This is a genomic window from Pseudomonas oryzihabitans (assembly GCF_032027545.1).
GTDB classification, from domain to species: Bacteria; Pseudomonadota; Gammaproteobacteria; order Pseudomonadales; family Pseudomonadaceae; genus Chryseomonas; species Chryseomonas oryzihabitans_F.
In genome coordinates this window covers 304,251-318,269 of record NZ_JAVSJB010000002.1, presented here as the reverse complement: position 1 = coordinate 318,269, position 14,019 = coordinate 304,251, and the positions used below count along the sequence as shown (strand labels likewise).

Here is a 14,019-nt window from a genome sequence, read left to right as displayed (position 1 = left end):
ACAGCGAGGTCAACGCCAGTACGCGTTGACCTTTTTGCTTTCGGCGATGTGCCTTGGGAAGTAGGCGAACCAAAGTGGGGAAACGGATTAGGCGTTCAGAACACCCCCTCATTCAATTTGTTCTGCCCATCGGGAGTCCGACGCATGTCCATCAAGGTCGAAGATTACTATTCTCGCGAAACCTTCCAGAAGATGAAGGCCTTCGCCGACCAGCAGGAAACCCCCTTCGTCGTCATCGATACCGCCACCATTTCGCGGGCCTATGACGATCTGGTGAACAACTTCCCCTTCGCCAAGATCTACTACGCGGTCAAGGCCAACCCGGCCATCGAGATCACCGAGTTGCTGCGCGACAAGGGCTCGAACTTCGACATCGCCTCGCGCTACGAGCTGGACAAGGTGATGTCCGCCGGGGTCGGTCCGGAGCGCATCAGCTACGGCAACACCATCAAGAAGGCCCGCGACGTCCGCTACTTCTACGAGAAGGGCATTCGGCTGTTCGCCACCGACTCCGAGGCCGATCTGCGCAACATCGCCAAGGCCGCCCCGGGCGCCAAGGTCTATGTGCGTATCCTCACCGAGGGTTCCGATTCCGCCGACTGGCCGCTGTCGCGCAAGTTCGGCTGCAACCCGGACATGGCCCTGGACCTGTTGATCCTGGCCAAGCAGCTGGGCTTGGATCCCTATGGCATCTCCTTCCACGTGGGCAGCCAGCAGCGTGACATCGACGTCTGGGACGCCGCCATCGCCAAGGTCAAGGTGATCTTCCAGCGCCTCAAGGAAGAAGACGGCATCACCCTGAAGATGATCAACATGGGCGGCGGCTTCCCGGCCAACTACATCCAGCGCACCAACAGCCTGGAGACCTATGCCGAGGAGATCATCCGCTTCCTCAAGGAAGACTTCGGTGACGAGTTGCCGGAAATCATCCTGGAGCCGGGCCGTTCGCTGATCGCCAACGCTGGCATCCTGGTCAGCGAAGTGGTGCTGGTGGCGCGCAAGTCGCGCACCTCCGTGGAGCGCTGGGTCTACACCGACGTCGGCAAGTTCTCCGGCCTGATCGAAACCATGGACGAGTCCATCAAGTTCCCCATCTGGACCGAGAAGAAGGGCGAGATGGAAGAGGTGGTGATCGCCGGCCCGACCTGCGACAGCGCCGACATCATGTACGAGCAGTACAAGTACGGCCTGCCGCTGAACCTGGCCAGCGGTGATCGCCTCTACTGGCTGTCCACCGGTGCCTACACCACCAGCTACAGTGCGGTGGAATTCAACGGCTTCCCGCCGCTGAAGTCCTTCTACCTGTAAGCCCGAGCGTCTTACCCAAGCCCGCCTCCCGCAAGGAAGGCGGGCTTTTTCATGCCCGCCTGGCAGGGTCGTATCCGGTACGTCAGGCGCTGTCAGGAATAATTTACATTCGCTATAGATTTGATAATCATTTGCAAATAGAATCGCGCCGCATTCATAAAAGGAGGCGGCTCGCCATCATGTCCAAGGAACTTTCCTCGCTGTCCCAGCGCCGTTTGCTGGTTTCCACTTTCAGTGTCGCGGTGGCGTCCCTCTCCCTGGGGGCCCTGGCCCAGGAGGCCCAGGAACCGGTGACCAAATTGGAGAGCCTGACCATCGAGGGGCAGGCGCAGCAGGAGGGCTTCAAGACGGAGCAGTCGGCCTCGCGCAAGTACACGGCGCCGCTGCTGGACACCCCGCAGACGGTTAACACGGTGCCGGCGCAGGTCATCCAGGACCAGCAGGCGCTGAGCCTGAGATCGGTGCTGTCCAACGTCTCCGGCATCACCTTCAACGCCGGCGAGGGCGGCGGTGGCTCCGGCGACAGCATCAACATCCGCGGCTTCAGTGCCAACTCGAACATCCAGATCGACGGCCTGCGCGACAGCACCCAGAACAACCGCACCGACACCTTCAACCTGGAGTCGGTGGAGGTCATCAAGGGCCCCAACTCGGTGTTCGGCGGCGCCGGCACCACCGGCGGCTCCATCAACCTGATCAGCAAGAAGCCCCAGGAGCGCCAGTTCACCCGCATCGGTGCGGGTCTGGGCACCGACAGCTATCGCCGGCTGACCCTGGATACCAACCAGCCGCTGCAGGGCGTGGGGACCGACAGCGCCTTCCGCCTGAACCTGATGGCCCACGAGAACGATGTGCCCAGCCGCGACAAGGTCGACCGCGAGCGCTGGGGCATCGCGCCGTCGCTGGCCCTGGGCCTGTCGGACGATACCCGCCTGACCCTGAGCTATTTCCACCAGACCGACAACAACCTGCCCGACTATGGGGTGCCGGTGCTCAATGGCAAGCGCCTGGCTGGCGTCGACCATGAAGACTACTTCGGCTACTCGAACATCGACCACGAAGACATCAACAACAATGTCTTCACCGTGGAGTTGGAGCACCGTTTCAACGACAACCTGAGTCTGCAGAACCTGACCCGTTACAGCCGCATCCAGCGGGACACCGTGATTTCGGCCCCGCAGCTCAGACTCATCGGCGGCGGTCGCTACCTTCCGGGCGGCCCACAAGGTTATGGTCGGGACATCACCTCCGAGATGTGGACCAACCAGACCAACCTGACCGGCAACTTCGATACCCTCGGCCTGGGCCACGCCTTCGTGCTGGGCGCCGAGTTCTCCCGTGAGGACTACGATCGCGATACCTACACCGAAAATCTGGTGTTCCCGGCCAGTGGCTATTCGCTGAGCAATCCGCCGGGCCGCTACGCTGGCCCCACCAACCAGCAGACCACCGCCCTGGTCAGCAACACCTTGGTCGACAAGGCCGTCTATGCCTTCGATACCATCGCCCTGAACGACCACTGGGACGTGAACCTGGGCCTGCGCTACGACTGGTTCGATGGCGACAGCGACTCCACCCCGGTCAGCAATGGCGTGCGCGGTGCCAAGACCCAGCTGAGTTCCGACGACGGCAAGCTGAGCGGTCGCGCCGGCCTGGTGTTCAAGCCGGCACCGAACGGGCGGATCTATGTCGCCTACGGGACCTCCTTCAACCCCTCGGCGGAAAACCTGACCACCACGGGGGCCGGCCTGAGCGCGACCAACCAGGATCTCGAGCCGGAGAAGAACAAGACCTGGGAGCTGGGCACCAAGTGGGAATTCCTCGACAGGCGCCTGGAGCTGGATGGCGCCCTGTTCCGCGTGGAGAAGACCAACGCCCGCGAAACGCTGGCGGACAACAGCATCGCCCTGGTGGGCGAGCAGCGGGTGCAGGGCATCGAGCTGGGCGCGACCGGGCGCCTCACCCAGCAGTGGAACGTCTACGCCAACTTCACCTTCCTCGACAGCGAAACCCTCAAGGCGGCGGATACCGCGGCCGGGCGTGCGCGGGAAGGCCAGGCGCTGGCGAACACGCCGCCGCGCTCGTTCAATCTGTGGACCACCTACGAGTTGCCGGCCGGCTGGCGGGTAGGTTATGGCACGCGCTATGTCAGCGAGCGTAACCTCACCTCGAACGACGACGGGATCAAGCTCGACCAGTACTGGCTGCACAATGCGATGCTGGGCTATCGGGTGAATCGCAACCTGGACCTGCAGCTCAACGTCAACAACCTCTTCGACAAGGAGTACGTGGAGCGGGTGCGTTCTTCGCTGGGGACGAGCGCCACCGGGACGACCGCGGCTTCCTCCTCCTTCATCGAATACGGCGATGCCCGCGCCGCCATCCTGACCGCGACCTACAGCTTTTAATCGTACGCGTATTCCGAAGCCCTGCCGCCGCAGGGCTTTCGGCTTTGAGGAGAAAACCACCGATGATGATCAGCGTTCCAGGTGTGCTGACGCCCGAGCAGGTAAGGGATTGCCGGGAGCGGCTGGAGGCTGCGGCCTGGGCCGATGGCAAGCATACCGCCGGCTTCCAGTCGGCCATGGCCAAGGACAACCTGCAACTGCCGGCGGACGAGCCGGCGGCGCGCGTGGTAGGCGAGCTGATCCAGCAGGCCCTGGCGCGGCATCCGCTGTTCGTCGCCGCGGCGCTGCCGGCACGGGTGTTTCCGCCGCTGTTCAATCTCTACCGTGGCGGCCAGTCCTTCGGCCTGCACGTGGACAATGCCCTGCGTGCGCTGCCGGATGGCAGCGGCTACCTGCGTACCGATCTCTCCGCCACCCTGTTCTTTTGCGAGCCGGATGAATACGACGGTGGCGAGCTGGTGGTGGAAGACACCTATGGCGCCCATCGCGTCAAGCTGGCGGCCGGCGATCTGATCCTTTATCCAGCCAGCAGCCTGCACCGGGTACTGCCGGTAACCCGTGGTGCCCGGCTGTGTTCCTTCTTCTGGGTCCAGAGCCTGGTACGCGACGAGGGCCAGCGCAGCCAGCTGTTCGAGCTCGACCAGGGCATCCAGCGCGCCGCTGCCGAGCTGGGGCAGGGCCACGAGGCTTGCCTGCAACTGACCGGCGTCTATCACAACCTGCTGCGTCAGTGGGCCCAACCCTGATCCGCCGCGGCCTGTTCCAGCTGCACAGTCTGCTCGGGCTGGCGGCGGGCCTGGTGCTGGTCGTGCTGGGCGTGACGGGTGCGCTCTACAGCTTTCAGCTGGAGCTGCTGCAACTGCTCAATCCGCCGCCGACCGTCGCCACTCCGGACCGCCGCCCCCTGACGCTGCCGGAGGTGCGTCAGCGCCTCGTTCCTCCAGACCGTGAGCTGAGCTTCGTCTCCAGCATGGCGGGGGAGGGCTACGGTCTGCTCGGCCTGGCGCCGGCGGGTGGCCAGGGTCGTGGCGAGGTGCAGCTGTTCGATCGCTATACGGGCGAGGTGCTGAGTTCGCCCCGTGGCCAGGCCTTCTTTCGCCTGGTCCTGGACCTGCACCGCTCCCTGGCCCTGGGGCCGGTGGGCAAGGCCCTGACCGGCGCCGCCACCCTGATCCTGCTGGTGCTCTGCCTGTCGGGGCTCTACCTGCGCTGGCCGCGCCAGGTCAGGCGCTGGCGCACCTGGCTGACCCTGGACTGGGCGCGCCGTGGGCGCAGTTTTTATTGGGACCTGCACGCCGTGGTCGGCACCTGGTGCCTGCTGCTCTATCTGCTGGCGGCGCTGACCGGTCTCTACTGGTCCTATGACTGGTATCGACAGGCCAGCGAGCGGCTGCTGGGGGCGGCGCCGGAGCCCGAGATCAGCGGCGTGGTGGCGCGCCAGGACGTGGACCTGGACGCGCTCTGGCGGAGCTTTCGGCAGGAGACCGGCGGACGGGTGGAGGGCTACGGCCTGCTGCTGCCCAATCCGGCGCGCAAGGTCAGCCATCCCACCCTCTGGTACCTGCCCGACGATGCCGAGCATGTTCGTGCCCTCAATCGCATCGTCTTCGACGGCGCGGGGCGGGTGCTCGATCATCGCCGCTATCGCGAGCAGCCGCTGGGCGCTCGGTTGCTGCTCAGCGTCTATGCCCTGCATTCGGGCGAATACTTCGGCCTGGCGGGACGGGTGGCCCTGCTGCTCGCCAGCCTGGCCATGCCGCTGTTCATGGTGACCGGGCTCTGGCTCTATCTGGATCGCCGGCGCAAACGCCGCCAGGCGCGCCAGGCGCAAAGCGGGCTGACACCCGCCCCGGCGGGCGCCGCCGACTGGCTGATCGGCTACGCCAGCCAGAGTGGCCAGGGCGAGGCGCTGGCCTGGCAGGCCGCCACCCAGTTGCAGGCGGCGGGACTGAGCGCCGAGGTGATCGCGCTGGGGCGGCTCTCGGTCGAGCGGCTGCAGGAGGCCACCTGGGCGCTGTTCGTCGTCGCCACCCACGGCGACGGCGAGGCACCGGATGCCGCGCGCGGCTTCGAGCGACGCATGCTGACCCAGGTGGCGCTGCCGAACTTGAACTATGGCGTGCTGGCCCTGGGCGACCGCCGCTATCCGGCCTACTGCGCCTTCGCCCGGCGCCTGGATGCCTGGCTCGCTGGGCAGGGCGCCCGGGCACTGTTCGCCGCCGTGGAGGTGGACAACGGCGATGCCCGGGCGCTTGCGGGCTGGCAGGGTCAGCTCCAGGCCCTGGGCGCCGCAGCCGGCGAGCCACCGGTCGAGCGGCCACTGCAGGCCTGGCAGCTGGCAGCGGTGCAGCCGCTCAATGCCGGCAGCCCCGCTGACCCGGTCTTCGAGCTGCGGCTGCTGCCGCCGCCCGGGAGCAGCTGGGCACCGGGCGATATCCTCGAGATCGCGCCACGCCAGCGCGCCGAGCGCGTGGCGGCCTGGCTGCAGCCCCTGGGCCTGGCCGCCGACAGCGGTGTGGAGAGCGACGGTGTGACGCTCAGATTGGCGACGGCCCTGGAAACCCGCCTGTTGCCGGAAGATCAGACCGCAGTGTCTGGCCTGGACGCCCAGGCACTGCTCGACGCCCTGGTGCCGCTCGCCCTGCGCCAGTACTCCATCGCCTCGCTACCCGACGAAGGTGACCTGCGGCTATTGGTGCGTCAGGAGCGCAAGGCGGATGGTCGCCTGGGCATCGCCTCCGGCTGGCTGACCACGACACTGCAGCCCGGTGATCGGGTGCAGGCGCGGCTGCGCGCTCATGCGGGCTTCAGACCACCGCTGGATGAGCGCCCCCTGATCCTGATCGCCGCGGGTACCGGACTCGCCGGAGTGCGCCCGCTGCTGGCCGCACGCATCGCGGCCGGGTACCGGCGCAACTGGTTGCTGTTCGGCGAGCGCACGGCGGCGCACGATGATTTCTATGGGGCGGAACTGGCCGCCTGGCAGGCGCGGGGCGAGCTGGCCCGGCTGGACCGGGTGTTCTCGCGGGACGGCGACGGCTACGTGCAGGACCGACTGCAGGCGCAGCGCACCTTGCTACTGGACTGGCTGGCGGCCGATGCCGTGATCATGGTCTGTGGCAGCCTGCCGGGCCTGGGGCACAGCGTCCATGCCATCCTGCAGGAGCTGCTCGGCGAGGCCGAGGTCCAGCGATTGATAGAAGAAGATCGCTACCGGCGCGACCTGTACTAGGTCTAGGCCCGGGCGATGCACCAGACGCCGGCGCCGATCAGCACCACACCGGCCAGCTTGCCGAGGGTGACCGGGTCCTGGCGAAAGCCGGCCCAGCCGAAGTGATCCAGGCTCAGCGACATGGCCAACTGACCGGCGATGACCAGGGCCATGAACAGGGTGGCGCCGATGCGCGGACCGGCGAAGGCGGCCATGGCGATGAAGAACATGCCCAGCAGACCGCCGCACCAATGCCACCAGTGCAATTCGCGCAAGGCATCCAGGGTGGGGACGCCGCGCTGCCAGAAGGTCAGGCCCAGCAGGGCGAGCAGGCCGACCATGAAGGAAATGGACGCCGCGGCGAAGACGCTGCCGAGGTGCCGGGCCAATTGACCGTTGATGCCGGCCTGCAGCGGCAGGCAGGCACCGGCGACGAAGGGCAGGACGAGTAGCCACCAGACGGGCATCGGCAGGACTCCAGCTAAAAAAGGGCGCGCAGTATGCCCCGGATGGCGGCGAAGCGGTCGAACCGGCGACTCCCGGTCAGGCTCCAAGCCCTGTCGGCAGGGAGAGACCAATATGGCGCCACCGACGCACGAAGCCCGGCCGATCCGCTAGGATCTGCGGCTACAACGCTGGATCTGGCGTTGCGAGCGCCTGGGCTGGGCGCTATTGGGGCTGTTGATCTCGGTGATTCCCGAGCCTGGAGCTCGGTAATCGGGACTGGAAACGCAAGAAGGGCAGGATGATCCTGCCCTTCGTCATAGCGGAGTAGGCAAGCCGCTAGCGGCTGCCGCCCTTGCGACCGGCTTCGGACGCCTTCTCGCGATCATTGGCGAAATTGCCACCGCTGTTCTGGCCGCCCTTGCGCCCGGTCTCGGAAGCCTTTTCGCGGTCATTGGCGAAGTTGCCGGGATTGGAATTCGATTGCTTGGTGGTCATGGTCGCTCTACCTCTGGTGGGAATGTAGTGCAGAACTCATTGCCTGCCTGGGTATTGAGGGGCGAGCGCGGCAAGGTTTCCCGGCGATGGGATGGGTGGTCGCTGGCCATCCGCCACTGCCGGACCCGTATCTAGATTTGTCCGAATGGCGGTCCAAGCCGGCCGCTGGGCTGGACGGCGCGTGGTGGCTGTCCGGGTCCACGAAACCTGGACGCAGCGGCGCCGCTGCGTCCAACTCCTGTGGCTTTTACCTTGTACGACGGGTGGCGGGCGAAGTTCCTTACGAAAAGTCGCCGAGCGAAGGTCAGGCGAAGCGTTTTTCAACGAAGCATCACCGAGCGCAGGCACTTTACGTATAGAACTCAGAAGCCGTCGATGGGGATCTTCAGGTAGCGCCGCCCATTGGCTTCGGCCGGCGGCAGGATGCCGGCGCGGATGTTCACCTGGATCGCTGGCAGGATCAGCGTCGGCATGGCCAGGGTGGCGTCGCGGCGGGTACGCAGGGCGACGAAGGCTTCTTCGTCCACCCCGTCGCGGACATGGACGTTGAGCGTCCGTTCTTCGCCCACCGTGGTTTCGTAGCGCGGTTCGCGACCGGCGGGTGGATAGTCGTGGCACAGATAGAGCCGCGTGGCTTCCGGCAGCGCCAGCAGCCGGCGGATCGAGCGATAGAGGTCGCGGGCGCTGCCACCGGGGAAGTCGCAGCGGGCCGAGCCGACGTCGGGCATGAACAGGGTGTCGCCGACGAAGACGTGGTCTTCTTCCACCTGGTAGGCCATGTCGGCCGGGGTGTGACCGGGCACGTGCAGGGCGCGGGCGGCAAGCGCACCGATGTGGAAGACCTCGTCGGGCTGGAACAGGTGGTCGAACTGGGAGCCGTCGAGGCGGAATTCCGGCTCCAGGTTGAAGACATCCTTGAAGGCGCCCTGGACACGGCGGATGCCTTCGCCGATGGCGATGCGGCCACCCAGTTGCCGACGCAGGTAGGGCGCGGCGGAAAGGTGATCGGCATGGGCATGGGTTTCCAGCAGCCACTCCACGGTCAGTCCCTGGTCGCGGACGAAGCGGGCGATGCGATCCGCCGACAGGGTGGCGGTTCGGCCCGAATGCGGATCGTAGTCCAGCACCGAGTCGACGATGGCGCAACGGCTGCCAGGCGACTCGTAGACCACATAGGTGAAGGTGGACGTGGTGGCGTCGAAGAAGGGTTCGATGCGCGGAGTCATGACCGGGCCTCGTGGACGAAGGGGATGGCCTACCTTACCACGAGGCCCAGCCCAGGCTGGCATACGCCGTCGCCGCACCCGAGGGCCGCGTGGCTGAGCACGCGTGACCGTTCGTCGCCAGATGACGGAATTGCAACGGATGCGACAGGATGTTTCGGCGACTGCGCGGTAACGTGCCCCGGTCGATTGCCGCTGCCCAGAGGTCGAGCGTGTCTTCATCCGGTTCCCTGGCCAGCTCCGCGGCCAGGCCTTTGCGTTTCGTCTTGGTCGGTGCGGCGGCTACCGGGGTGCACATGGCCGTCGCTAGCTTACTGCTAGGGTTTTGGGGTTGGCCGGCCTATTCCGCCAACCTGGGCGCCTTTCCGATCGCCTTCTGCGCGTCCTACCTGGGGCACCGCTACCTGACCTTCGCCCGTACCGGCTCGCTCTGGCGCTTCCTGCTGGTGGCGTTGGCCGGCTTCGGCCTCAACAACCTGTTGCTGACCGGGCTGCTCGCCTGTGGCCTGCCGGCGCTCGGGGCGCTGCTGGTCGCCACGGCCTTGGTACCGGTGTTCAGTTATCTGCTGTCGTCCCTGTGGGTGTTCCGATGAGCGATACCGTGAAGCTGTCCCTGGTGGTACCGGTGTTCAACGAAGAGCAGGCCATAGGGCTCTTCCACCAGGCGGTCTGCGACCATCCCGAGCTGACCCGCTACGATCTGGAGCTGCTGTTCGTCGACGATGGCAGCCGCGACGGCAGTGCGCGGATCTTGGAACGCCTGCGCCGGGAAGACCCGCGGGTGGTGGTGTTGCAGCTGTCGCGCAACTTCGGCAAGGAGGCTGCGCTGTTCGCCGGTATCGAGCACGCCAGCGGCGAGGTGGTGGTGCCCCTGGACGTCGACCTGCAGGACCCGCTGGACGTCATCCCGCGGCTGCTCGAGCAGTGGCGGCAGGGCGCCGACGTGGTACTGGCCAAGCGCGTCGACCGGCGCAGCGACAGCCCGCTCAAGCGGCTGACCGCCGAGGGCTTCTACCGCCTGCACAATCGCATCGCCCAGACCCCCATCGAAGAGAACGTCGGTGATTTCCGGCTGATGAGTCGCGAGGTGGTGGACGCCATCAAGGACCTGCCCGAGCGCAACCTGTTCATGAAGGGCATCCTCTCCTGGGTCGGCTTCGACACCCGGGTGGTCGAGTACGAGCGTGCCCCGCGCAGCGCCGGCAGCAGCAAGTTCAACGGCTGGAAGCTGTGGAATCTGGCCTTGGAAGGCTTCACCTCCTTCAGTACCGTGCCGCTCAGGCTGTGGACCTATCTCGGTGGCGGCGTCGCCCTGCTGTCCCTGGCCTATGCCGGGGTCATGGTGTTCCGCAAGCTGGTATTCGGCAACCCGGTGCCGGGCTATCCCTCGCTGATGACCGCCATCCTCTTCTTCGGCGGCGTGCAACTGATCGGCATCGGGGTGCTGGGCGAATACATCGGCCGCATCTACATCGAGACCAAGCGCCGCCCGCGCTATGTGCTCAAGCGTTCCGGGAAGCGTGATGTTTAGGTTCTGTACGAAAGGTTGCCGAGCGCAGGCACCTTTCGTACAGAACCTAGTAGCGTGCCTGCTGCATCTCCCGTAGCCGACTCAGAGTGCGGCGAAAGGGGAATTCCAGAAAGCCACAGGTGTACAGCCGCTCCAGCGGCACGGCGGCGTTCAGGTAGAGCGGTCGACGGCGGTCGTAGGCTTCGTCCACCAGGGCGATGAAGCGGCGCACGGCGTCATCGTGCGGCGCCAGGCGCGGCAGTTCGCGGTCACCGGCGACCACCCGTTCCACGCCGTCCTCGGTGCCGCGGGCGATGCGTCCGTCGCGAGGGGCGCCCGACAGGCAGGGCACGCTGTCCAGCAGCAGGGCGGGGAAGCCCGTACAGAGGTCGATGTAGTCGGTGGTCGCCCAGGCGCCCTGGCAGAGGGTGACGAAGTCCAGCCAGATCGCGCCAGGTGCGCGCTCGATCACCGGCAGTGGACGACCGCCGAGCAGCAAGGGGTCGCTGGTGACGGATTCTCCGGCGGTGAGCCGGGAGAAGGTCGTGGCGAGGGCGGCGGGATCGTCCACCCAGTAACGCGGTTCGGCTGCGCCCTCGTGCAGGCGGTGATCCTGGCCGCCGTCCACTTCCAGTACGTCCAGCTGCGCCTGGAGCGCGGCGATGGCCGGCAGCAGGCGTTCGCGGTTGAAGCCGCCGGCATAGAGCTGCTCCGGCGGCTGGTTGGAGGTGACCACCAGCACCAGGCCCTGGTCGAGCAGGGCACGCAACAGGCCGCCCACCAGGATGGCGTCGCCGATGTCGCTGACGAAGAGTTCGTCGAAGCACAGTACCCGCACCTCGGCGGCCAGTTCCCGGGCCAGTACCTGCAGGGGATCGCGGGTGCCGGTGAGCTGGAACTGGCGTTGGTGCACCCAACGCATGAAGTGGTGGAAATGCTGGCGGCGGGCGGGGACCGGCAGGCTGGCGTGGAACAGATCCAGCAGCCAGGTCTTGCCACGGCCGACCGGCCCCCATAGATAGAGACCGCGTGCCGGACGGCCCGCCAGCAGGGCGGCGTGGCAGGCTTCCAGCTGCAGGGCGGCGGCTTCCTGGGCGCTATCGGGCAGCCGGTCGCCACGGGCCAGGGCCTGGTGATAGGCAGCGAGGGGGGAAAGGGCAGTCGACATGGCCGCCACTCTAGCGTCCGTGCTGACCCCAGACCATGCCTCGGCGGAATGATGTGAGTCCTTTATAGCGTTTGAAGGCCAGCCGCGACGGTTCGATAGTACCAAGCGACCGCTGCCGGACGCGCCCGGCAGCCCTCCGCTATCCCGACTGGAGCCCGTCATGACCGCCGCTTCCACCCTGCACCTCGCCCAATGCCTCGCCTCCGTGGGCGTCTCCGAGATCCTCAAGATCACCGAGCGCGCCAATGCCCTGCGCCGCCAGGGCGCCGACCTGCTGGTGCTGGGCGCGGGCGAGCCGGATTTCGATACGCCGGAGCACATCAAGGAGGCGGCGATCCAGGCCATTCGTGCCGGGCAGACCAAGTACACGGTGCTCGACGGCAGCCCGGCGCTCAAGGAGGCCATCCGCCGCAAGTTCGCCCGGGAGAACGACCTGGTATTCGCCCAGGACGAGGTGACCGCCTCGGCCGGTGCCAAGCAGGTGATCTTCAACGCCATGATGGCGACCCTGAACGCGGGCGACGAGGTGATCATCCCGGCGCCGTTCTGGGTGACCTATGCCGACATCGTCACCATCCTCGGCGGCACGCCGGTGGTGCTGCCGTGCCGTGAGGAAGACGGCTTCCGCCTGACCGCCGCGGCCCTGGAGGCGGCCATCACCCCGCGCACCCGCTGGGTGATGCTCAACTCGCCGTCCAACCCCTCGGGGGCGGCCTATGGCGAGGAACACTATCGCCCGCTGCTGGAGGTGCTGCTGCGCCATCCGCAGGTCTGGCTGATGGTGGACGACATGTACGAACACATCCTTTACGACGGCTTCCGCTTCGTTACCCCGGCGGCGTTGGAGCCGCGGCTGCGCGAGCGGACCTTGACCATCAACGGCGTTTCCAAGGCCTATGCCATGACCGGTTGGCGGCTGGGCTATGCCGGTGGGCCGCGGGCGCTGATCCAGGCCATGGCCAGCGTGCAGAGCCAGGTGACCTCCTGCCCCTGCTCGGTGAGCCAGGCGGCGGCCATCGCCGCCCTGGATGGGCCGCAGGACATCGTGCGCGCGCGCTGCGAGTCGTTCCGTGAGCGGCGGGATCTGGTGGTGGATGCCTTGAATGTGGTGCCGGGTCTGTCGGCGCGGCGGCCCGAGGGGGCCTTCTATGTCTACGCCAGTTGCGCGGGGATATTGGGTCGGCGGACGCCGGGCGGGGCGGTGATCGACAGCGATACGGCCTTTGCCCGCTACCTCATGGACGAGGGCGGGGTGGCGGTGGTGCCAGGCTCGGCCTTCGGCCTGGCGCCTTACTTCCGGGTGTCCTACGCCACCTCGCGTGAGGTGCTGGAGGAGGCCTGCCACCGGATCGCCCAGGCGACCCAGCGGCTGCTGGCCTGATCAGCCGGCCGGCGGCTGCACACCCGGCGCGACCGGCTGGACGCCGGGGGGCGGGGGCGGCGGCAGGCGACCGGGACCACGCGGGGGCGGCGGGGTGTCCAGGGTCTGCAGCGAGTTGGCGTCGGCGCCGAGGGCGCTGACCCGGAAGGCACGCCCCTGGGCATTGGCGACCAGCTCGCCACGGGCGGCTATGTTGGCGCCGGGCTTGAGCAGGGCTTGCAGGCGCAGCGCTTCGTGGGGCGGCAGGCGCAGGGCGGTGCCGTCCTGCAGCAGGGCACCGTTCACATCGCCACGGGGGCCGTGCAACAGCTGGACGATCTGGCCCTGAAGGCTATCGCCGTCGCGTTCGGTGCCAGGTGCCGGGGGAGCCGGCGGACGGCGGCCGCCAGCACGGTCGGGGCCTTCGTCGGTAACGGTCTTGCCGCTCTGGACGTTGGTCAGGGACACCGCCTGGACCAACGGCAGGCTGGCGGCGCGCAGGCCGGCGACGTTGATGCTGTCACCCGGCTTGAAGGTGGCGGCCAGTTGCTCGGACAGGTGCGGCGGGGTGTTGACCTCGGTGCCGTCGGCCAGGATCAGGCCGTCGATGTCGCCCCGGGGATTGAGCAGGAACTGCTTGAGCTGGCCCTGCTGGGTGGGAATCTGGGCGCTGGCAGCGGTGGTGGTGGCGGTGCTGCCGGCGGGTGCGGTTTGGGCCAGGACGAGGCCGCTGACGGACAGCAGGGCGAAGGTCCCGAGCATAAGGGTTTGGGTCTTGGTAGGCATGGATGACTCCTGCGGTGGTTGACGCTGAAGATATTGCAGGGCCTGTGCCAAGTTTTTTATTGCTTATAAATCAATGGCTTGTTGTTTTTATGGACCGCGCTGA

The 14,019-nt window shown here is 66.9% G+C and carries 11 protein-coding genes and 1 pseudogene; 7 read left to right on the top strand and 5 right to left on the bottom strand.

Annotated elements, in window-relative coordinates; translation table 11 throughout:
- The first annotated feature begins 144 nt into the window (after nucleotides 1–144).
- The 4 genes from RND78_RS03965 to RND78_RS03950 all read left to right on the top strand — a co-directional run bounded on the left by RND78_RS03965 (nucleotide 145) and on the right by RND78_RS03950 (nucleotide 6,948).
- A complete protein-coding gene (locus tag RND78_RS03965; protein ID WP_295463322.1) occupies nucleotides 145–1,308 on the top strand; it encodes a type III PLP-dependent enzyme in 1,164 nt (387 codons plus the stop codon).
- Nucleotides 1,309–1,487: 179 nt separating this feature from the next.
- Nucleotides 1,488–3,716 (top strand): TonB-dependent siderophore receptor, encoded by a 2,229-nt coding sequence (locus tag RND78_RS03960; RefSeq protein WP_312726245.1) that lies wholly within the window; start codon nucleotides 1,488–1,490, stop codon nucleotides 3,714–3,716.
- Between the two features lie 62 nt (nucleotides 3,717–3,778).
- On the top strand, nucleotides 3,779–4,462 hold the full coding sequence (locus RND78_RS03955) for a Fe2+-dependent dioxygenase (protein WP_312726244.1): 684 nt from the start codon (nucleotides 3,779–3,781) through the stop codon (nucleotides 4,460–4,462).
- Nucleotides 4,462–6,948 (top strand): sulfite reductase flavoprotein subunit alpha, encoded by a 2,487-nt coding sequence (locus RND78_RS03950; protein WP_312726554.1) that lies wholly within the window; start codon nucleotides 4,462–4,464, stop codon nucleotides 6,946–6,948. The genes RND78_RS03955 and RND78_RS03950 overlap by 1 nt, the downstream gene beginning before the upstream one ends.
- A 2-nt stretch (nucleotides 6,949–6,950) precedes the next feature.
- On the opposite strand, the gene RND78_RS03945 is transcribed toward RND78_RS03950, so the two are convergent.
- From RND78_RS03945 to RND78_RS03935, 3 genes and pseudogenes are all read right to left on the bottom strand, one after another.
- Nucleotides 6,951–7,400: a DMT family transporter gene (locus RND78_RS03945; RefSeq protein ID WP_312726553.1), complete on the bottom strand. Its 450-nt coding sequence runs from the start codon at nucleotides 7,398–7,400 to the stop codon at nucleotides 6,951–6,953.
- A gap of 310 nt (nucleotides 7,401–7,710) precedes the next feature.
- Nucleotides 7,711–7,842, bottom strand: a pseudogene (locus tag RND78_RS03940) (general stress protein); the annotation flags it as partial.
- A gap of 389 nt (nucleotides 7,843–8,231) precedes the next feature.
- Nucleotides 8,232–9,095 (bottom strand): MBL fold metallo-hydrolase, encoded by an 864-nt coding sequence (locus RND78_RS03935; protein WP_312726242.1) that lies wholly within the window; start codon nucleotides 9,093–9,095, stop codon nucleotides 8,232–8,234.
- A 209-nt stretch (nucleotides 9,096–9,304) separates the two neighbouring features.
- On the opposite strand from RND78_RS03935, the gene RND78_RS03930 reads away from it, so the two are divergent.
- Nucleotides 9,305–9,685 carry a GtrA family protein gene (locus RND78_RS03930; protein ID WP_312726240.1) on the top strand — a complete coding sequence of 127 codons (381 nt, stop codon included), beginning with the start codon at nucleotides 9,305–9,307 and terminating at the stop codon, nucleotides 9,683–9,685.
- Nucleotides 9,686–9,693: 8 nt separating this feature from the next.
- Nucleotides 9,694–10,623, top strand: coding sequence for a glycosyltransferase family 2 protein (locus tag RND78_RS03925; protein WP_312726551.1), 930 nt, complete (start codon nucleotides 9,694–9,696; stop codon nucleotides 10,621–10,623).
- Nucleotides 10,624–10,669: 46 nt separating this feature from the next.
- On the opposite strand, the gene zapE is transcribed toward RND78_RS03925, so the two are convergent.
- Nucleotides 10,670–11,770 carry a cell division protein ZapE gene (gene zapE / locus RND78_RS03920; RefSeq protein ID WP_312726239.1) on the bottom strand — a complete coding sequence of 367 codons (1,101 nt, stop codon included), beginning with the start codon at nucleotides 11,768–11,770 and terminating at the stop codon, nucleotides 10,670–10,672.
- Nucleotides 11,771–11,930: 160 nt separating this feature from the next.
- On the opposite strand from zapE, the gene RND78_RS03915 reads away from it, so the two are divergent.
- The gene (locus RND78_RS03915; RefSeq protein WP_312726238.1) at nucleotides 11,931–13,151 is read left to right on the top strand and encodes a pyridoxal phosphate-dependent aminotransferase; all 1,221 of its coding nucleotides are present in this window, start codon (nucleotides 11,931–11,933) and stop codon (nucleotides 13,149–13,151) included.
- On the opposite strand, the gene RND78_RS03910 is transcribed toward RND78_RS03915, so the two are convergent.
- Nucleotides 13,152–13,916, bottom strand: coding sequence for a hypothetical protein (locus RND78_RS03910; protein ID WP_312726236.1), 765 nt, complete (start codon nucleotides 13,914–13,916; stop codon nucleotides 13,152–13,154).
- Nucleotides 13,917–14,019 lie beyond the last annotated feature (103 nt).